This window comes from Chitinophaga sp., from assembly GCF_017745275.1.
Classification (GTDB): domain Bacteria; phylum Bacteroidota; class Bacteroidia; order Chitinophagales; family Chitinophagaceae; genus Chitinophaga.
The window spans coordinates 372,989-395,241 of the sequence record NZ_JAGHZS010000004.1 but is presented as its reverse complement, the minus strand read 5'-3'; the positions used below and the strand labels follow the sequence as shown (position 1 = coordinate 395,241).

11 protein-coding genes are annotated in these 22,253 nt (G+C 46.0%); 7 read left to right on the top strand and 4 right to left on the bottom strand.

The genetic code is table 11. The features are described from left to right. The first annotated feature begins 14 nt into the window (after positions 1–14). From J7623_RS14300 to J7623_RS14270, 7 genes are all read left to right on the top strand, one after another. The gene (locus J7623_RS14300) at positions 15–1,403 is read left to right on the top strand and encodes a RagB/SusD family nutrient uptake outer membrane protein (RefSeq protein WP_291921094.1); all 1,389 of its coding nucleotides are present in this window, start codon (positions 15–17) and stop codon (positions 1,401–1,403) included. 34 nt (positions 1,404–1,437) lie between these two features. Then, the gene (locus J7623_RS14295) at positions 1,438–2,367 is read left to right on the top strand and encodes an ABC transporter ATP-binding protein (protein ID WP_291921092.1); all 930 of its coding nucleotides are present in this window, start codon (positions 1,438–1,440) and stop codon (positions 2,365–2,367) included. A gap of 7 nt (positions 2,368–2,374) precedes the next feature. Continuing rightward, positions 2,375–4,675 (top strand): DUF4350 domain-containing protein, encoded by a 2,301-nt coding sequence (locus tag J7623_RS14290; RefSeq protein ID WP_291921090.1) that lies wholly within the window; start codon positions 2,375–2,377, stop codon positions 4,673–4,675. Between the two features lie 25 nt (positions 4,676–4,700). After that, entirely contained in the window at positions 4,701–6,047 is a 1,347-nt protein-coding gene (locus J7623_RS14285; RefSeq protein WP_291921088.1) for a DNA mismatch repair protein, read from the top strand. Next, positions 6,044–7,375 (top strand): DNA mismatch repair protein, encoded by a 1,332-nt coding sequence (locus J7623_RS14280; protein WP_291921087.1) that lies wholly within the window; start codon positions 6,044–6,046, stop codon positions 7,373–7,375. The genes J7623_RS14285 and J7623_RS14280 overlap by 4 nt, the downstream gene beginning before the upstream one ends. Before the next feature lie 354 nt (positions 7,376–7,729). Beyond that, positions 7,730–8,926, top strand: coding sequence for a DUF1028 domain-containing protein (locus J7623_RS14275; RefSeq protein ID WP_291921085.1), 1,197 nt, complete (start codon positions 7,730–7,732; stop codon positions 8,924–8,926). A 160-nt stretch (positions 8,927–9,086) separates the two neighbouring features. Next, complete coding sequence (locus J7623_RS14270; protein WP_291921083.1) at positions 9,087–11,831, top strand: glycoside hydrolase family 2 TIM barrel-domain containing protein; 2,745 nt, start codon at positions 9,087–9,089, stop codon at positions 11,829–11,831. A gap of 72 nt (positions 11,832–11,903) precedes the next feature. On the opposite strand, the gene J7623_RS14265 is transcribed toward J7623_RS14270, so the two are convergent. From J7623_RS14265 to J7623_RS14250, 4 genes are all read right to left on the bottom strand, one after another. Next, complete coding sequence (locus J7623_RS14265) at positions 11,904–13,442, bottom strand: glycoside hydrolase 43 family protein (protein WP_291921081.1); 1,539 nt, start codon at positions 13,440–13,442, stop codon at positions 11,904–11,906. Between the two features lie 92 nt (positions 13,443–13,534). Continuing rightward, a complete protein-coding gene (locus J7623_RS14260; protein ID WP_291921078.1) occupies positions 13,535–14,944 on the bottom strand; it encodes a family 43 glycosylhydrolase in 1,410 nt (469 codons plus the stop codon). A gap of 39 nt (positions 14,945–14,983) precedes the next feature. Beyond that, entirely contained in the window at positions 14,984–16,645 is a 1,662-nt protein-coding gene (locus tag J7623_RS14255; RefSeq protein WP_291921076.1) for an alpha-L-fucosidase, read from the bottom strand. Positions 16,646–16,784: 139 nt separating this feature from the next. Next, positions 16,785–22,208 carry an RICIN domain-containing protein gene (locus tag J7623_RS14250; RefSeq protein ID WP_291921074.1) on the bottom strand — a complete coding sequence of 1,808 codons (5,424 nt, stop codon included), beginning with the start codon at positions 22,206–22,208 and terminating at the stop codon, positions 16,785–16,787. Between the last annotated feature and the right edge of the window lie 45 nt (positions 22,209–22,253).

Here is a 22,253-nt window from a genome sequence, read left to right as displayed (position 1 = left end):
TTAAATCGACAATCATGTATCGCTATAAAATAATTATTGCTTTGTTATTACTGGTTACCGGCATGGTTTCTTGTCGTAAATACGTAGAAGACGTGCCTATACAGGGGCAGCGCGTGCTGGTATATACAGACGATTACCGCCGGCTGATGGATTATCGTGACAAGCAGCAATATCTTTTTGGGCAGGGACCACTCATGAGTAGTGATGACGTGGATTTTACTGCGCCGGAAATCCAGAATTATATAAAGCCCAATAATATACAAACAGCTATTTATACCTGGAGTAAGCCTGTTTATACCGACAGGCTGGAGGATAACGACTGGAATGCCATGTATGGGAATATGTATACCTATAACGTGGTTATAAACGGCGTGATGGACAGTAAAGGAGGGGGTATGGCATTAAAGCAAACGTTGCTTGCAGAGGCACTGTTGCAGAGAGCCTTCGTGTATTTTAACCTGGTTAACCTGTATGCAAAGCAATATGATGCTGCTACCGCTGAAAAAGATCCCGGTGTGCCGGTATTGCTGCAAGCTGCCCTGTTCGTGGATTTAAAAAGAGCGAGTGTAAAGCAGGTGTACGATCAGGTATTGAAAGATATCAGGGCCGCGCTTCCCGTCCTGCCACTTCACCAGGATATTAATACGAGGCCGAATAAGGCTGCAGCTTACGCCCTGTTGTCCAAGGTGTATCTCAATATGCGTGATTTTACCAATGCAGCTGCTTTTGCCGATAGTACCCTGAGTTTGTCCGGCGCCTTGTATGATTACAATTTAGCTGTCAGCGGAGGAAACGTTACTTTCCCTTCACAGGTTGATAATAAACAGGTGCTGTTACGCAATATACCCCGCCAGATATTTAACGCTCCACAGCTAAGCCAGTCTGTGCTGGATCTGCTGGGAACAAAGGATCTCCGCTATGTGCTGTTTGTAAAGCCTGGTACTTCTTCTTTTTACCCGTCATTCACTGGTTTGGCTTACTGGTCGCCCGACCGTTATTCCGGGTCTACAGACCGGCCGGCGATAGGGCTGACCGTAAATGATACCTGGTTGATAAAGGCGGAATGTCTTGCCCGTGCCGGTAAAAAAGACGAAGTAGTGCAGATGTTGAATACACTACGCAAATTCCGTTTCCGGCCGGAGGATTATACAGATCTTACCGCTGCCACACCAGCAGACGCATTACAATTGGTGGTGGATGAACGCCGTCGTGAATTCTTTGGCACCGGCCTTCGCTGGTATGATCAACGCCGCCTGAATAAAGATCCCCAGTTCGCCAAAACAGTTACGAGGTCATTTAACGGTGTCACCTATACGTTGCAACCTAACGGCAACGGCTATGTTTTCCCGCTGGCTAACGTGCTTATTTCTCTCAACCCGGAAATGGAACAGAATCCACAGTAGTCAGAATATCTACAGAAAATTATAAACAGCATCAATGGAAAGTATTGTCAGAATAGAAAGATTGTCCCACAGGTACGCTACCTCCTGGGCTATCCGTGATATCAATATGGAAATCGGCCCAACAGGAATTGTTGGGCTGCTGGGCTCCAACGGGGCAGGGAAGTCTACCACCATGAATATTATCTGCGGCGCATTGAACCAAACGGAAGGGGATGTATACATCAACGGTATCAATACAAAAGAACATCCGCTGGAAGCAAAGAAAGAAATAGGCTTCCTTCCGCAGCATCCGCCGTTGTATATGGACCTGACGGTAGATGAATACCTGCATTACTGCGCTGGTTTGCGACATCTTTCCAGGGACCTGATGAAACCCGCCATAAAAGAAGCTAAAGAACGCTGCGGCATTGATCATTTCAGCAAAAGGCTGATCAGGAACCTTTCAGGAGGTTACCGGCAGCGGGTAGGCATTGCCCAGGCCATCGTACACCGTCCGAGACTGGTAGTGCTGGATGAACCCACGAACGGGCTGGATCCTAACCAGATACTGGAAGTACGTTCACTCATCAAAGATATTGCAGTGGACAGGGCGGTTATTTTTTCTTCGCATATTCTTTCTGAAATACAAATACTATGTAAAGAGATCAGGATGATAGAAAATGGCAGGATCGTTTTTTCGGATACCATGGAAACATTTAATAACTACGTGGAGCCACACAGCGTCCTGGTACACCTGGAGAATCCGCCGGTGGAAGCGGAACTGGCCAAGATCAGCGGGGTGACAAAAGTAGATTTCCTGACAGAAAGACAAATACGCATTTTCTTTGCCGGCGATCAGGATATCGCCGAACGGATTGTTGTTGCGTCTGTACATAACGACTGGCGGCTCCGTGAAATAAGTATCGATAAGAGCGCGATCGACGAGATCTTTAAACAGTTATCCCATCCATCATCAAAACAATAACAGCGGAATGAAGACGATATTCAGAATAGCGAAAACAGAGTTACGCACCCTGTTTTACTCACCTATTGCCTGGTTTTTAATGATTGTATTCCTTATTCAATGCGGGGTAATTTACTTCGGCATCCTGGAATCAATGGCAAGAAGCAAGGAGGCAGGCGCAGTACTTTTGGGCAGTATGATAGAATACCTTTTCCTGTCGAACCAGGGACTGTTGGTGGGCGTGTTGCGTAACTTATATCTCTATATTCCTTTGCTGACGATGGGGCTCATCAGCCGGGAAATCAGCAGTGGCACCATCAGGCTGCTTTACTCTTCACCGATCAGGGTAAGGGAGATTGTATTCGGGAAGTTTTTGGCGATGATGATCTATAGCCTGTTGCTGACAGGCATCCTGGCTATTTTTGTGGTATCCAGTTTATTCCAGGTGAAATCACCGGATACGGGGATGCTCATCAGTTCTTTGCTGGGCATATATCTCCTGCTTTGCGCTTACTCGGCTATCGGTTTATTTATGTCCTGCCTTACCACCTACCAGGTAGTAGCCGCCGTCTGTACTTTCGTGATGATTGGTTTGCTGTCTTATGTTGGCACGCTCTGGCAGGATATCGCTTTTGTAAGAAACCTCACCTATTTCCTTTCTATCTCCGGCCGCACCGGGAATATACTATTAGGCCTCATTACCACCAAGGATGTGATCTATTTTTTGGCTATCGTATACCTGTTCCTGGGGCTTAGTATCTATAAAATAAAAGCAGGAATGGAATCCAGGCCGCCGGTAATAAAAGCGGGAAGGTATGCGTTGGTGATTGCATCTACGCTGGCCATTGGTTATATCAGCTCTATCCCTTCGCTGGTAGGATATTACGATGCCACCCGTGCAAAGCAGAGAACACTGACACCGAATGTGCAGAAAATTATAAAGGAACTGGGAGATGCACCATTGGAAGTAACAGCGTATAACAACCTGCTGGGCCGCCACTGGGACCTGGGAAGCCCTGAGTCCTACAACCGGAACCTGGCCCGCTGGGAGCCTTATATGCGATTCAAACATAACATTGAATTAAAAACAGTGCTGTATTATGATTCTGCTTATGAAATCCCTGATATGTCCCGGTTCTATCCCGGTAAAACACTGACCCAGATAGCTAAGCAAATTGCAGATAGCAGGGACCTGTCGATGAGCCAGTTTAAGACGCCTGCAGAAATAAGAAAGATAATAGACCTGAAGCCGGAGTTGAACCGCTACGTGATGCAGTTGAAGTATAAAGGAAAAACCACTTTCCTAAGGGTGTTTGATGACAACAAAGAATGGCCCGGCGAAACAGAAGTGGCGGCAGCGATCAAACGCCTGCTGCAAACCAGGATGCCGAAAATAGTATTCCTCACAGGACATCTCGAAAGGAATATTAATAAGCTGGGCGACAGGGAATATCGGGTGCTCACTAACCTGACCACTTTCCGTAATTCGCTCCTGAACCAGGGTTTTGACGTTGATACGCTTTCGTTAGATAGTCAGCAGATACCGGGAGATATTTCCGCTTTGGTGCTGGCAGATCCCAAAGTTGCTCTCACAGCAGCCGATATGGAAAAACTGAAGCAGTATATAGATAAGGGAGGAAATTTGCTGGTAGCGGGGGAGCCGGGCAAGCAGGAAATATTGAATCCGTTCCTGCGGCAATTAGGCGTACAACTGATGGATGGTACATTAGTGCAAACCAGTAAAGATCTGCAACCCGAACTGGTAACGCCTTACCTGACAGCCAATGCTGCATCGCTCTACCCGGCCCTGACGCATGCGCATCACGATAGCGCCATGGTGTCTATGCCTCGTGCTACCGCACTATCCTATGCCGATACCGGCGTATTTACTATCCAACCGTTGCTGACAACAAACATGCGGATCTGCTGGTTGAAGAAAGATAAACTGGTGGCAGATTCTGCAGATATTGTTTTCTCACCCGAAAGGGGAGATGAGCGCAAAACCTTTGCCACGGCGGTATCGCTGACCCGTAAGATCAATAACAAAGAGCAACGTATCATTGTTACCGGTGATGCCGATTTTATGGCGAATGCCGAGTTACAACGTTTCAACCTGAACGCGGCCAATTTTGTTTTCAATACCGCTTTATTCAGCTGGTTAAGTAATGGAGAGTTTCCTATCGACAGCTCCCGTCCGGGGCCGGAAGATACCACGATCTTTTTGTCTAAAGCCCAGGTGAAATTTTTACGGATCATGTATGTGTGGGTATTGCCGGGTGTTTTGCTGGCCTTTGGGGCAATACTGCTGATACGAAGAAAAAGAAAGTAAACGCGGAAGCTATAATTTTTACGGGATGATTTTTAATACAGACAAACAAACGCTTACCGATCTTAATATCCTGGGGAAACCCGGTGCCGACTCAGTGTATACGGTTTTCAATCATACACATACCAGGGGCGGGGCGTTGATACTGGAAAATATGTTCAGGTATCCCCTGGCCGATAAGGCCGCTATCAACAACAGAAGCGGCAAAATCAGGTGCTTCCGGTTGGCGAACATTGCTTTCCCTTTCAGAAGCGGGTTGTTCGACGTGATTGAATCCTACCTTGCCATGCAGGACGATCGAACCCGGTTATCGGCAGACGACGATACGCTGGCAAGGAAATTCAACCACCTGGTAGCAGCTGATAGTAACTATAAAGCCATCACCGATGGGATACGATCGCTCATCGAAATGCTGCATGTATTACGGGATTTTGTTGCGCTGATATCGGCTACTTCGGGCATTGATCATTACCGGGAGGAGTTGGAGGAGATGAAAGATCTCCTCCAGACCCCGGGCCTGGAACCTGTATTAGAGGAACAGGCAGGCGGTAAATTACCCTATGCTAAAGTGGTGCAGTATGATCAGCTTTTAAGGTTCAGGCTCCGGAATGAATTCAGCAGGTTGTTATCATTCATCTATCACCTCGATGTTTACATAACAGTGGCCAGGGTAGCTGACGAAAGAAAGTTTGTATTTCCTTTGGCCGCTGATGCAGGAACTCATTATGTTTTGCTGGAGGGGGTATATCATCCTATGGTAAAAAAAGCGGTGGCCAACAGCATCCATATTACGCCGGAAAACAATGTTATTTTCCTGACAGGCGCTAATATGGCAGGGAAATCTACCTTCATGAAATCATTGGGCATTGCCATGTTCCTGGCACATATGGGCTTCCCGGTGCCGGCAGGTAAAATGGAATTTGCCGTGAGGGAAGGGATCTATACTACGATCAATTTACCGGATGATCTTTCTTCCGGGAGCAGCCATTTTTATACAGAAGTATTACGGATAAAAGCTATTGCCAGGGAACTGGCCAGGAATAAGAACCTGTTCCTCATCTTTGATGAGCTTTTTCGTGGCACCAACGTGAAAGATGCCTACGAAGGCACCGTTGCGGTGACCGCTGCCTTTGCCGAAAGAAGGAACTGCATTTTCGTGATCTCCACGCATATTACGGAAGCAGGAGAGGCTTTAAAAGCCCAATGCAGCAATATCCACTTTCTTTTTCTGCCTACCAGGATGGAGCACAATAAGCCGGTATATACCTACCAGCTGGCAGAAGGAATTACCACCGACCGGCACGGTATGCTTATTATTAACAACGAAGGGATCCTGGATATCATCAGCAAAAAAGTAAAAAACAAAGAGGCATGAGTTTTTTCGCAGACAAACAAACGCTTGATGATTTGAACATTACAGGCAGGTATAACAACAAGTCTATTTACCGGCTATTCGACAACGTGGTTACGGATGGAGGCAGGAAACTACTCGAACATATGTTTCAGCATCCCTTATCAGACGAGACGGCCATCAATGAACGTAGCAGTATCTTCCAATATTTTGGAAAACTTAACGTGACCTTTCCTTTCAGCAACGAATTGTTCAGTGTAGCCGAAAATTACCTCGGCTCCGGCACGGGCAGCAGCATGCCGGCTAAAGCCTGGAACGTTGTTACTGCCAGGGCCCTGAAAACGCTGACCCGGGATAGCCGGTACGACATGCTGGAAGCAGGAGTGCGTAAAACAATTTCCCTGCTGATCACCTTCAGGGATTTTATCCGGAAACTGGAGCGGGAGGAGGACAGTGAACCTGTGCAGGCGCATCTCCGGGACGCCCGCGCCATTTTCAATCATAAAAGATTACAATGGCTCAACGAGGTAATTGACCTGACCCATATCCCATTGTTAAAGCTGGTGCAATATGATCACCAGCTAATAACAGGTTGCCGGAAGGAAATGAAAGTGCTGATGGATATTATCTGTCTTTTCGATGTGTACATTGCCGTAGCCAACGTAGCACGTACAAAACAGTTCTGCTATGCCAGGGCTTTGCCAAAACAGGCGAATGTAATGAACATCACCGGTTTGTATCATCCGTCGCTGGACCAGGCTGTACCTAACCCTATTTCTTTTACAACAGAAAGCAATGTGATCTTTCTTACCGGTGCGAATATGGCGGGGAAATCCACTTTTATGAAATCGTTCGGCATCGCTGTTTATCTTTCACATATGGGCTTCCCCGTAGCAGCTGATAAAATGGAGTTTTCGGTGAAAGACGGCCTCTTTTCTACCATTAATGTACCCGATAGCCTGGAACACGGTTATAGCCACTTTTATGCGGAAGTATTGCGGGTTAAAAGGGTAGCAGAAGAGGTAGGAGCATCGAAAGACCTGGTAGTGATATTTGATGAACTGTTCAAAGGCACCAATGTAAAAGATGCATTTGATGCTACTTTGGCTATTACGTCGGCTTTCTCTGCTCATACCAATTCCTTTTTTATCATTTCCTCGCATATCATTGAAGTGGGAGAAACCCTGAAGGAACACGGCGGCAGCTACAAGTTCCTATACTTGCCCACCATCATGGAAGGGAATGTTCCCAGGTATACCTACCGGTTAAAAACGGGAATTACCGAAGATCGCCATGGGATGATCATTATTGAGAATGAAGGATTAATTGCGTTGATCCGTAACAGTGAGTAAACCTTGCCCGGTGCCGGAAAGACATTACATGGAAAGTAGCCGGCTACATTTTCAGTAGTGAAAAAAACACGATAACTTCTTATTGCAGAGATGATGAACTCCTTTAAAAAATGACAGGCAAAAGTAAAACGAAGACCTGTCGTGCATTTTATTCCGGAGGTCACTACGCAGTGCACTCAGAATGAAAGACGTAAAGCCGTATTTAGATGCAGCCATAGTGCCAGGAAGCGGCACAGGCAGATGTAAATAGTTATGCAATACCTGATATTGGTTATTTTAGATCAAACTATTGCTATGTCGGGTATAAACAAATGCTCAGGTTTTCTGCCAAAAACGTGGTACATCCTGGTAATAATGTTGATGCTATCAGGTATTGCCAGCGCACAAAATCTTCCAAGCCTGTTGTCAGGGCGTAATATAAACAGCACATTCGCTATTGTGGCTTATGATAAAGAAACACAGAAATGGGGTGTTGCAGTGGCCACTAATAACATATATGTTGGTAATTCAACCATATACATAGAACCCGGAGTAGGAGCAGCAGCGGTTATTGCAGAAACGGAGCCGGAATATGGTATAAATGCACTCAAAAACCTGAAACTCGGATCTTCGCCGGCACAAGCAGTCAATGCTACTATGCAGGCTGACGTTATGCCGGACTACCGTCAATTTGGAATTGTAGACAAGAATGGTAGTACATTCGGATATACAGGCCATGCATTGTCATATTGGAAAGGATGCGCAGGTCATCGGGAGGGAGCGGGATACGTGGTGCTGGGGAATCAATTGGCAGATAGTGTACTGGTGAGAATGGCGGATGGATATGAAAAGACTACCGGCTCCTTTGCACAAAGATTATTATCTGCGCTTAGTGCCGGGCAAGCTGCAGGAGGACAGCTATCGGGGAAACAATCAGCAGCTCTCCGTGTAGACGGAATTAATACCGCCTGGTATAACCGGATTGATTTGCGTGCAGATAATGACGTTAATCCTGTCAATAGCCTGCAGACTTTACTGAACTACCATGAGGGGCGTATTATCTTAAACAGGTCTATTGCTGAAATCCAAAGCGGTAAAATAGCCGGTGGCCGACAATTGTTATCACAGGCAACAGTACTTCTGAAAGGATGGTACGGTATATATGGCAAGCTCGCAACTGCCTTTATTATGACCGGAGAAGAGGAAAAAGCAATACGGATTATCCGGGATGCTTTGCAACACCAGGAAGGCTGGAAGGAAAACCTGTCTGCGTTCTATTATTTAAAGGAACATGCTACCTTCCGTAAATTGGTTAATGAATCATCATTTTCTGAAAAAGACTGGGCGGCCGCCATCCAGCAGGAACTGAATATGGGAAAGAATGTTGCTGCACTTGCATTGTTAAAACAAAAGATTCCCAGGTATCCTGCGTCATCCGGCTTACAGTATCTCCTGGCTAAAGCAATGTTGGCAAGCGGAAACAATGCAGCAGCAAAAGAAGCGCTTCACCAGGCCATCAAACTCGATCCGGAAAATGGTGATGCAAAAAGGATGCTGGCAGAAGGAATTTAACGGTCAATAAAATGTAACCACTATTTAAGAATTTGAACTAATTGCGGTTACATAACCTTTTCCAGGCGCTTGTGATATGCCGGGATATTACGTTGCTCCTTAAAAAATATAAAACCCCCGTTTCTTTTTTTATTTTTGATGGCATTCTAAAATTCCGCGTATGTCAGCAAAAATCCTATTGTTGTTGGCAGGTATGTTTTGCCTGCACACAGTCATGGCCCAGGAAAATCAATATAAATACCTTTCAGGTACTGATAAAGATCACACCGTTAAATGGGACTTCTATTGTTCCGGAGGACAGCGCAGTGGCAAATGGACTACTATTGATGTTCCTTCCAATTGGGAGCAGCAGGGATTTGGCAGCTACAACTATGGTCACGATAAGGTAAAGGCGAATGAGCAGGGGTTATATCGCTACCGGTTCCCAGCCCCGGAGAATTGGCGCGAAAAGCAGGTGGATATTGTTTTCGAGGGAGTGATGACTGATGCAGAAGTGAAGATAAACGGAAAGCTTGCAGGGCCCATACACCAGGGTGGCTTTTACCGCTTCAGGTACAACATCAGTAAATTGTTGCGCAACGGCAGTAACCTGCTGGAAGTGAAAGTAAGCAAGATGTCGGCGAATGTGAGCGTTAACAACGCGGAGCGTAATGGTGATTTCTGGGTGTTAGGCGGCATTTACCGGCCGGTGTACCTGGAGATAAAACCATTGGTACATATTGATCGTGTGGCAATTGATGCGACCGCAAAAGGTGAATACACCGTGCATGCCTATACGAGCGTGCTATCCGGAGATTATACCATCAGTTCGCAGGTCCAGGCAATGGACGGCAAACCACTGAAGGAAGCGGTCGCTATCCAGGGGAATAATACGGACGCCTACACGCTGCACCAATCTATTGATCATCCGGCCACCTGGAGTGCAGAAACGCCGAATCGTTACCAGGCAGTGATAGTAATTAAAAAAGGCCATCAAACAATACACCGTATCACACAGCCTTTTGGCTTCCGTACCATTGAAATCAGGCAACGGGATGGGATATACGTAAATGATGTGAAAGTGATATTAAAGGGCGTTAACAGGCACAGCGCCTGGCCGGAAACAGGGCGAACGCTCAGCAAATCCATCAGCATCCAGGATGTAAATCTCATCAAGGATATGAATATGAATGCAGTGAGAATGTCGCATTACCCGCCTGATGTACACTTCCTGGAGGTGTGCGACTCACTGGGACTATTTGTACTGGATGAGCTGACCGGGTGGCAGGCGGCATATGATACCACCGTGGGCCATAAACTGGTGAAGGAGCTGGTAGAGCGGGATGTAAATCATCCTTGCATTATTGCGTGGGATAATGGTAATGAAGGCGGCTTTAACCGGGCATTGGATAACGACTATGCCAAGTATGATCCACAACAACGGCCGGTATTGCATCCATGGGAGAGATATAATGGAGTGGATACCAAACATTATCCAAACTTCAATTACCTCGTAAATGCAAGTTTATATGACCAGGATATTTATTTGCCAACCGAGTTTATGCATGGCTTGTACGATGGAGGTATGGGAGCGGGACTGGCAGATTTCTGGGAGCGCATGTTGCAGCACCCTCGCGGGGCTGGTGGTTTCCTGTGGGCGTTTGCAGATGAAGGCCTGGTGCGTACTGATAAAAATGGATGGATCGATACAGATGGTAACCACGCCCCTGATGGGATTGTAGGACCACACCGTGAAAAAGAAGGAAGTTTCTATGCTATCCGTGAAATATGGTCGCCGGTACATATCACCTTGCCCGGTATTACCAAAAACTTTAATGGCCTTATTCCGGTAGAAAACCGTTACGACTATACGTCGTTGACCCAATGCAGATTCGGTTGGCGACTGCTGCGGTTTCCTTCTCCCGGAAAACAACAAAAAACAGACACACTTGCCTCCGAGACCATCAACGCACCTGATCTGTCACCACATACCAAAGGCTTTTTATCATTACACCTTCCTGCCGGTTGGCAAGAAGCAGATGCTTTACAGGTAACGGCCTGGGATCCATACGGTCGTGAAATGATTACCCGTAGCTGGCCACTGCAGTCGCCTGCCAGTATAGTGCAGCAATTCCCGGCCCCCGGTGGTAAAGTGAATGTAGTAACGAGCAACGATACCCTTGCAATAGATAATGGCAAGGGGGCTTATTATTTTAGTCGTACCAGCGGGCTATTATTGCAGATACTAACTTCAAAAGGAAGGATATCTTTAAGCGGCGGCCCGGTGCTGGCCGGTATTCCCCAACAATTAAAGGAATTTACATCCCGTGGTGATTCCAGCAGCTTCTTTGTTTCGGCACGTTATGAGGGGAATGGATTTCTGCAGGTAAAATGGACCTTTCAGCCAGGCGTGCCGGTAAAACTGGATTACAGTTACAGTTTTAAAGGAGAGACTGACTTTAGTGGCATTACTTTCCGTTACCCGGAAGAAAAAGTGACCGGGTTGTCGTGGCAGGGAGAGGGGCCATACCGTGTATGGAAAAACCGGTTACAGGGAAATTTATTTGGTAGCTGGTATAAAGCCTACAATAATACGGTAACAGGTGAAAGCTGGGTGTACCCCGAGTTTAAAGGGTATCATGCCAATGTATACCAGGCTACCTTTCATACCACCGAGCAGCCTATTACTTTCTATAACGGGAACGCGGGTACGTTTTTGCAGGTGTTCAGGCCACAGGCCCCGCAGGGTGCTGCCAATAATAACACCAATCCCGCCTTTCCTGAAGGGGATATTGGCTTCATGAGTGCCATTGCCCCCATTGGCACTAAGTTCCAGGATGCGGCGCAAATGGGACCTGAAAGTCAGCGTAATACGATGCTGAACTATACGCCTGTAAAGGGCACGCTTTGGATTGATTTACCATAAAAATAAGCGACCACCTTTCATGTACATATGTCATTTAAATGGATGGAAGGTGGCGCTTTCGGGATGATGCATTCATTTTGTATACGCATACCGAAACCAGGCAATATCTATGTATCCCTTATCTTCCCGGGTATTGTAATTGAAAATTCCAATACGGTCTCCTCTGTAGCTACCCCAGGTTAATTGGTAAGGATCCGCCAATGTTTTATAAGATTTCCCGTCGGTACTAAAAGCATACCGGCTAACTCCGTTAATATCCCATGTAGACCGCAGCCAGATCGATGTTCCATTCATCTCTATTCCCAAAGTATCTTTCCCGTTATTATCATACACTAACCTTCGTATGCCATTTTCCTGTTTAATTCCAAAGAGGCTGTAGCTGGTGGTAGAAAAATGTGTCAGTCCGCCGAATTGGCCATCTGCCATATGACTAATATCGATTTTTACAGTGACCACATTTCCAGGGGAGCGCATGCTGCGTTGTGTGAGTGTATTTCCTGTCCGGAGTATAATAGCTGTTGGCTTCTTTGAAGGAATGGGCGCAAAAGCGTACAACCGAAGAAAACCTTTACGTGCAGTTAATGACCATTTATCCGCCCGCGGCTGATAGTTCCATTCCCATTGAGCAGGTAGTTTCGCGGTGTTAAACTCATCACTGCCTTGTATAGAAATTTTTTCTTTGGAGAATATTGGTTTTTCGCCCGCCCAAACCATTTTTCCAATGGTATCAGTACCCGGCTCGCCAATAATTGGCCACCTATCTATCCAGTGAACTGGTAAAAGGCTGGCAGGGCGGCCTTCCCAGTCTCCGCTGCCATGGTGGGTCAGAAAATACCATTTGTCTGCAGATACCTGCAGCAACCCACCCTGGTTGGGTTCCCTGTCGCGTTTTTGATTAACATGATTTAATTGCCTGGTTTCCCAGGGGCCATATAAGTTTTTAGCACGTGCCATCATGATGACCCGGCCCTCCGGTTTTACTTCACTGAAATAGTGGTAGTAAACACCGTTGATCTTATACAGTTTGTTGGCTTCGCTTCCATTAGCCTGATATAGGATGGAATCTGATTCCATAAGGAGACTTTTTCCATCAGGTGTCATTTTAAATAAATGAATGTTGTACTTTTTTTTGTTTTTGGGATCTAATGCGAAATTGGTAGCAATAAAATAGAGTTGTCCATCATCATCGCAAAATGAGCAACAGTCATCCCAGCCATTTACTTTCCATACCTGGTGAACAGGCTCCCAGGGGCCTGCCGGATTGGTAGCTGTACTCATGAAAAAACCGTCATCAGGTGTGCCGAAATACACCCAGAATTTGTTTTTATAATACCTGATGGAGCCTGCCCAGATACCTTTGCCATAGCAATTCATGCGGTCCCAGTTTAACTGCGGGCTGATTCGCGTCAGATCATCCACCACATGACCAATAATTTCCCAGTTGATGAGATCTCTGGAATGTATTACTGCCATACCTGGCGAAAATTGCATAGTAGAGGAGATGGCATAATAATCATCTCCTACACGGATGGCGTCAAGGTCGCTGTAATCTGCCGGTAGTACCGGGTTAGCGTAGGTGCCGTTTCCCTGGTCTCCCCAGGACCCGTTCATTTGTGCCTTTGAACATATACACAATAGTTGCCAGCAAAAAAGGAGTGACAGGAATTTGATATCAATCATTTCAAAAAATATCTTGTTCGTTTTTAATAGATATGCCATTCCCAGATGCCATTGATACCACTTAAAATTTTTACGCGTAAATAACGCGCTTTCATATTCAACAGATCTGTGTGTGGGGATTTTACCATCACGTCTTCGTGTCCTCCACATGGCTTCCATATTTTGCCATTGACAGAATACTCCAGTATATAGGCGTGCCCGGCGGTAGGGCGAACGAAAGCTATTTCACTGCGTTTGAGCTGCTGCAAATTTCCCAGGTCTGCAATCATCCAGGAGGCTGAATCTCCGGCAGCAGCCATCCACCTGGAGCCGTTGGCATTGTCGAAAGCAAACCGGGAAGAAAATGATTCTGTTCTTTTGAACAATGAATCCTGGTTCGGTTTAATGATCATATCAGGCCTGACACTTGATGCATTTGAGTTGACTACTTTGATTTCTTTTTCAGGGGATAACGAATGAAGTGCACCCACCCCATTGAGCGTCAGGTTAATGGGACGAATGGTTCCATCTTCATTAAATTCTATCCTGTTCACATAAGTCTGCCGGTTAGTGCTGCCCCGGCCATATTCCAGGTAAGCAAAATAATAGTCATCGGTTCCCGGCAGATTGAATACACAACCATGACCAGGCCCAAAGATCTGCTGTTGATAATTGGTAGTGGCGATAATGTCGGTATCAGGAAATTCAAATGGTCCAAGTGGGGATGTACGGCTCATGCCATAGGCATATTGGTATCGTTCATCACCACCAAGGGTATACAGGTAGTAATAGATGCCTTTTCGTTTAAAGAAGATAGGGCCCTCAGAATAACCTTGTCGTTTAGTAGGTATCTGAATAATGGAAGTCGTGTCTACAGTCACCATATCCTGGTTTAACCTGGCAGCAAACCGGCGCTGCCAGAAAACATACGGTTGTCCATCGTCATTGATAAAAACTTCAGCATCTATACCAGCAGGGCCTTTGGGATCCCGCGACTGTAATAAGGTAGCAGGTGTAAAAGTTTTAGAAAAGCTGTCCACTCCTTTGGCCAGCTTAAAAGGGCCATCAGGGGAATTTGCAACGGCCGGATACATAAAACCATTTACAGTTGGATAGATATAGTATGCATTATTGGCCTCGACGGCTTTGCTCGGCGCCCAGTATTTTTGACCGACTGCAGATGGAAAATAAAAGCCAGAAAAACGCCAGTGAACAAAATCGTTCGACTTCCATACCACCGGCGGGCCAGATGTTTTTAAGCCCTGGTCATATCCATCTGTTGTTGCATAACAATAAAATGTTCCATTGATCTCCTGTATACTGGCGTCGGCAATCATATCAGGCACCAGCGCATTGCCAAATGGGTTTTGTCTTTTCGCTTCATGCTGTCCATTCACGTTGAGCAAAGTAAATAGAGGAAAAACTGATACCATCAACGCATTTACAATTTTCATCTTTCTTTTTTTAGTTTTAAAAAAATCTCTCCCAAATTTTTAGGAAAGAATTTTTACCACATTTGCGTAGGTTAACCCATCTGATTTTTTTTCGGGCAGGGAAATAATTAATCCATTATCATTTCTTTCAAAACTTAATGGCTGTTTTGTAGGCACCCATTCTATTTTTTGAATTTCTTTTGCAAAATATTCGCTGTTTTTCTTAAGGCTTTTGATCACTAGTTTGCCATCCTCCGGCCAACCCATGGCGGTTGCATAAAGCGCCTCCTTTTTGGTGGCAAAGCGAATGTCTTCGTAAGTAAATGCTTTCCCTTTTCCTTCATTGAAGCCTTGTGCGTTTAAAACGGCGGCCGCTTGTTGCGCCGGGCCTTCGCCAAATATTTTCCATGGCCTGGTACCATAAATGCTTTCGCTGTTCTGTTGCATCCATTTGGCTATTCCTTCCACTACCTTCCTTTCTTTGTCATCAATAGTACCATCGCCACGAACCGGAATGTTTAACATTAAGTTACCATTCTTGCTGACGATATCCACTAACATTTGTATTACTGTTTGAGAGGTTTTGTAACGGTCACGGTTATACGCATCCTTGTTGTAATGCCAATCCCCGATGCAGGTGTCGGTTTGCCAGGGGAGTGGCTGAATTTCATTGGCTTGTCCTCTTTCAATATCCCAGACCATTGCTTTACGCTGCTGTTCATCCAGTATTTTTCCATTGATGACGGCGCGAAGTTTTCCATGGTCTTTGATGCTTTTGTTGTACAGGTGAGCGGCGATGCGCAAACCGGCGTCGCTAATGGGCCAGAATGGAAGTTGTGAGTCGTCAAAATAAATTACATCAGGATTGTACTTATTGATAAGGTCAATAGTGCGGTTGAAAAATTTCTCAATATAGGCTTTGTCCGGGGGATAAACGCCGTTGTTCCATCCCCACTGTTTGTGGATGGAGCCGTTGTTCCAACTGTCGTTACTCAGGGGATGTGCCTGTGCATATAGTTCCTGCGGATCTAAACCCTGCCACCATTTTCCTTTACCATCGGCTTTTGTCAGGTTACCATCATAAGGAATGCCGACATAGGGGCCATTTTTATCAGAGCGTTGTGCTGATTCATACCAGCGCCAGGCGTGCGAGGCATGAACGCTTACGCCAAATGGAAGCCCGTTGTTTTTTGCTGCTTTGGCCCAACCGCCGATCAGGTCTTTCTTCGGACCTATCCTGGTGGCGTTCCAGTGTTTTTGATATTTGCTGTCAAAGAGATCGAAGTTGTCGTGGTGGTTGGCCATCGCCATGAAGTACTGTGCACCGGCATTCTTGTATAAACTCACCAGTTCTTCGGGATTCCAGTTCTCCGCTTTCCATTCGTTGATGACGTCCTTAAAACCAAATTTGGAGGGGTGGCCATATTTTTCCAGGTGAATTTTATATTTCACGGAACCCTCCATGTACATTTCTCTCGCATACCAATCGCCGGATTCCGGCTGGCATTGCGGTCCCCAATGCGCCCACATTCCAAATTTTGCATCGCGGTACCAATCAGGTGTCTGGTATGCCTGCAGTGATTCCCAGGTTGGCTGGAATGGTCCGCCTGCAATAGGTTCCACGGGATATCCGGGTTGCAGAAATCCATTCGCCAATGCCCTGGAAAACCATAAGGAAGGTAAGGTAGCTGCCATTCCTTTTATCAATGTTCTGCGTTTCATTTTACAAGTTGTACGGTTAATGAAAATTTTTCCTGTATAAGTTCCTTAAATATTACCGGTACGGACGGTAGCAGTAATACTATCGTCCGTACCGGGTGATGGTCTGTATTTTACCAGGGAAACTTTATTTTCAATGGCATTATTGTTTAATTATTTTTTTGATAGTAGCTATTCCCCGGGTGTTTATATGCAAATAGTACAAGCCGGCAGCCAGATCCCGAACCGGGATAGTCCCGGAGGTGCTGGTCATTATCAGCGTTTTTACCAGCATACCGTTTTGATTATACATTTTTACAATAGCACCAACATCTGCTTTACCTACCTGTATATTTAATACGTTTGTAACGGGATTAGGATAGGTAGTAATATTCCCGCTGCTACGCAACGCCGACGTTGTACAACTACCAAGATAATCACCATGTTTCAAATGATCCGAAATACTTTCGGGGGAAATGCAGATCGTATTATTGTTATGGCAGATCATGACCTTATTGTTGTTGCTACCACAGCGAACATCCAATGCTTTCATAAGAATAGCGCCGGTGGATGTACATCCTTTGCTATCGGTAACAACAACCGTATAGGTGCCTGCTGTATTTACACTAATCGAGGGCGTGGTTTGTCCGTTGCTCCAGGTATATTCGTACGGTGATGTGCCTCCGGATACGTTGGGAACAAGGGTAAGAGCGGCCGGCCCGTAACCTATGTAGATGGTGTTTTTGGCATCTGTTGAAGTGTTCATGGCGTATACATCCGGGATTACAGTATTGATTGCCGCGTTTATTGTTACGGTAGTTGTGGCCGTATTCACGTTGCCGTGGGTGTCGGTAACAGTCCAGGTGATCATTGATTGTCCCGTATTGAACAGGCCACTGGCATCTGCTCCGTTCCCGGTGCGTGAGGTAGCTCCGTTGATACTATAACCTATTGAAGCAATACCGCAATTATCAGTTGCCGTAAGCGAAGGAATACTGTAGGTGCCTGATTGGGCGTAACAATAGAACGAATCTGCCGGTGCGGTAAGTACTGGTTTTAGTTGATCCGTTACCGTTACCTGCGCGGTATCGCTACTGGTATGGCCATCCTCATCTTTTGCAGTCAGTATTACTGTTACGGGTGAACCGATGTCTGCGCAGGTGAAATCGCGTTTGTTTAAACTAAGCATCAATGCGCCTGCATAACTTATTGAGCCATTGTCTACCTGCTGTGGCGTAATAGCTATATCTCCATTTTCATTCACTGCCACCTGGATGTTTTTTGTTTGCACCGTAGGAGGCATATATACTGTAAGCTGTTGCGACACGGGGGGAGCTGCCTTGTACAGGCTGTCTCCATTTTGGGTGGCGGTAATGATTGTTACTCCTTTGCCGGTAACATGCACGCTGCCATTTACAATGGTAGCTACATTTTCATTGGAGCTTGTGTAAGTAACGGGCAGGCCGGACGAGGCCATAGCACCGGCATTAAAATCAGCTTCTCCCACTCTTTTTTGCGATAGCGGGCCAAAGCGGAGCATTTGATTTTTTTTCATTCCCTCTGTGATTTCTGCATTGCTTAGCGCCCTGGTGTAAATTTTGAATTCGTCAATAGCCCCGTTGAAAATCGGATCTGAGAATTGAGATTTACCCAGGTAGTTTAAAGCAGTACCCGTGTTAGTACCTGCAGGAGTTAGCTGTGAAGGCCTGATATTTATCGCGGAATTGGTAGATGCCAGGTTTCCGTTGATATACAGGCGGGCGGTATCTCCAGATTTGGTAACAGCCAGGTGTACCCAGGTATTTAATGAAAAGGTATAGGGAGCGCTTACATTTAACTCTGCGCCTCCGTTTTTAATAGCATAGCGAACGATGGAAGCACTTACGTTATTGACCGTGGTAGTTCCTGCCTGCACGGAAAGGAACATATATTGGGTATTGTTATTGCCAAAATCAAATACCCTCATCCAGTTCGCCATCGCATCCATTTTCACCCAGGCTGAAATGGTAAAATCAGATAAGGTGCTAACGAATCCTGCAGGTAAGGTAGCATAAGCATTCGCAGTACCATTCAGCATAAGTGCGTTACCGTCTTTCCCGGTAGTACGGGTAGCAACAGCCGCCAGGGTACCATGTGTGGCTCCCCAGCTATCGATCGCACGTATTCCACTGGTTTCATTAAATTTCAGGTAGGTCATCTGGCCAACATTAGGTATCGCCGCCACTTCCGGGCTTAAAGCAGTACTATCTGTTGAAGCAACTACGTAGTAGTAAGCAGTACCATTATTTACCGTAGTATCAATAAACCTGGTGGTACTCTGGGTGGTAAGTGTGGTATAAGGCCCCCCTGGTGTAGTGGAACGTTTTATGTTATAAGTGGAATTGAAGATGGGATCCCATTCCAGGATATTTTTTGCGTCACCGGCAGCCACTATCAGATTTACAGGAATAGTTCCCACTGGCACAAAACGGAAAGGAAAGCTATAAGGAACCGAATCATTATCACTACCTACTACATATTGTACCTGGTTACCAGCTATAAACCAGTAGCCATTCCCGGCTCTTTGAGCTCTCTGCACTGCGTATGAGGTTCCGTCAAAGTAAATATTCATTGAATTCCAGACATCGGCGTAGGGGGTGACGCTACGGCCAAATTGCGCACTTTCATTGATATAATTACTAAAGGAGGAAGGCGCACTGAGACAAACGATCTTGTACCGGCCATTGCCCTGCTTTGTGACGTTCCATATCTGAAGCAGGGGATCGGAGTTCTCTACATCGAATAGAGGTGTATTGGTGGTATTCCTGGTCCATAGTGAATCGTTGAGGAGGGGCTTGAGGTAGTAGTTGCCATCAGCCAATGAATTTGTACCATAATACATCGCTGCTTTATACCGCTTGATAGCATTTTCCAGCACTGATACATAATTGCAGACCTCTATAACAGTAGATTGGGAATTGTACAATGATTGCACGTAGGTAATGCTGTCATTCAGTTGAGCCTTAGCCGCTACCGGGAATTTGCCCAATTCATTTGTAGTACTTACCTCCGTGGTATCACGTAACCTGATGGCTTCTGCGAGTTTCTGAAGGTAAACAGAATCCATTTCAGCACCCATTACCGGTTCTATCCTAAAGATCTGGTTTGCACCATCCAGCCACCTGTTAATGTTCATTACAATACCATCTGCGGTATTTGATCCCGGAACATCCAGTGATTTCTGACTTGGTTTTCCTACAATACTGAAAGTACCGTTTCCCCTGTCTGTAATAGACCAAACCTGCGATGCATCTGTATCCGAGTAGGTACGTTGCTCGATAGCCGCGGCGTTGGAGGTTGCGTTGCCCACTACATCCATTGCTTTCCCACTCAGGAGGTTAATTACTTTATAATCGGTGCCCGATTTAGGCGTTATTATCCAGTGCTGGTTACTTGTAAAAGCATAGGTTTTTTGTCCCAGTAAAGCACTATCAGCAAGGGAGCTGTTTTTAACCTCCACTGCTTTGCCGCTATGTGTTGCTATAATACGATACAGGCCATTGAGGGTTTGCGGTACATATGGCGCTTTGGGCGTACCTGCATCGGCGGGTGAATCTGCGCTGGTGCCGGCAGCATTTACTGCACAAACCTTATAGTAATAGGTTTGCCCGTTTGTTGCATTATTGTCCATAAAGCTGTTCCCGGGAAGGGAAGATGCAATGGTTGTATAGGTTCCATTTGGAGCCGTTGCCCGTTTAAGTGTATAGCTTTCGGCGCCAAATGAAGAAAGCCACCGAACCCGGACCTGGTTATTGCCGGGGTATGCATATACAGAATGCGGTGCTTCAGGAATGGTAACAATGCCTCCCTGTCCGCCTGTAACACTTACATGGCTAAACGTAGCGGTATCTAAGGTGCCGTTGACATTGGAACAAACTGCTAAACCAATGTATGCTTTACCAGTAAAGCCTGCAAACCTGCCTTCTGCTTCTGCTGCCCAGCTGGTGCCATCTGCCGAGTAATACATCCCAATGACATCTCCAATCCTTTCAATCTTAACCCAATAATCATCCTGTGGAATCGGCCTTTCTGGTTTTTCCCAATTAGAGCCGCCTCTTACCTCTGTCCATCCATGCATAAAAGATTCCGCTCTCTTTCCTGATTTGATAGTGATCCACGCCCTTTGTGCTGACGTAGCTGTTAGATCAGAACGAATCATTATACCTGCTCTTGCATTAAGGGCACTTCCTCCAACTGTTTTTACTTTGGCGATGAAGGAGCAATTACCGGTTACTTCTTTGTAGACGAAGTGTAAACCATCGGCAGCATGCGTATTAATTTCGGTCCCGCTTCCGGTAACTGTCCACACGTTATTGTCATAAGAACTGCTTCCTGAAGGAGAAGCCGATCCTATATCTAAATCTGTCAGGCCGCCTGTTCCTACTTTTCCGGGGGCAGGAACAATTTCGGTTTGTGGAGGAACAACAGCAGTAGAATGATCCTCCGACTTGTAAAACCAGGTGTAAATAGGATCAAATCGCCTGGGTATGTCTGTAAGGCGCTTCGTCACATAATCGGAATGCAGGTTTTTACGCACCATATAGGCTCCATGTATGAGGGTTAGTCCCCATCTTCCTCCATCCCATACACCGCTTACATCTGTGAGATAATGGGCGTCGGTAGTACCATAGGGGATGTATCCAAGGGAATCGCCTGTATTCTTTCTTGCAAAATATTCTCCTGTTGCAAGCAGCCGGTTATCCAGTTCGGAGTAAAGATCCAGGCCTTGCTTCCACATTACTTCTGCGGCAAAAGCCAGGTTACCCCACATGCCATGTGCATGTCCCTGATCTCTTGCGCTTTCGCCATTTTCGCCGCTGGGTAGTGTATTTTTTAATCCTGTTGCACCTATATACCTCATCAGGTGAACTACATGCGCTACTTTTTCAGGATCATCAGAGAACGCGGCGATGGCGGCTCCCGCAGCGATACTTAACGTACCTTTATTTGCCGGTCCTAATGCATAACCGCCACAACCTGATGGCGGCCAGTAAACGTTATTAAAAAGATTTTGTACTGCGGTGGTATTGGCAGGTGTCCAGCCACTCCATGTGCCCCGAAGGATAGAGGCTGCGCCGCCATAAGTATGCGCGAAATCACCTAAATCCAGGTTTCCCAGTTGTCCCGTGAATTGTGTTTGGGTATTGGCCCAGGCAATTAAAATATCTCTTGCTTTTATTGCATAAGCCTCATTGTCCGTAAAATACCACATGAGGGACAAGTAAAATGCAGCGGTCATATCATTCATCCATTGGCCGCGATTGACGTCCGGACTGCGGCTAACTGTGGCAAATGGACCCTGCATCTGGTAGGTCAACTGCGCCTTGCCATCTGCTGCCATGATGTCGTACGCCTGTTTCCAGGGGTAATCACCAGCCTGTACATGCGCTTTCAAAATGCTCAGGTCCGAGCTGGATAGTGGAATACCGGGGTGCACAAAATTCTGCGCCCCGGCATTTAAGGAAAACAAAAAGATAAAAATAGCTGCCAGGCAGCAGTGGAACTTTCTGATTTTTGATAAAATATCAGTGGTAAAGAAGTCCATCATAGGGTTATTTTAATCAGGGTTTAAAAATTTGTTTCATGGTATTTT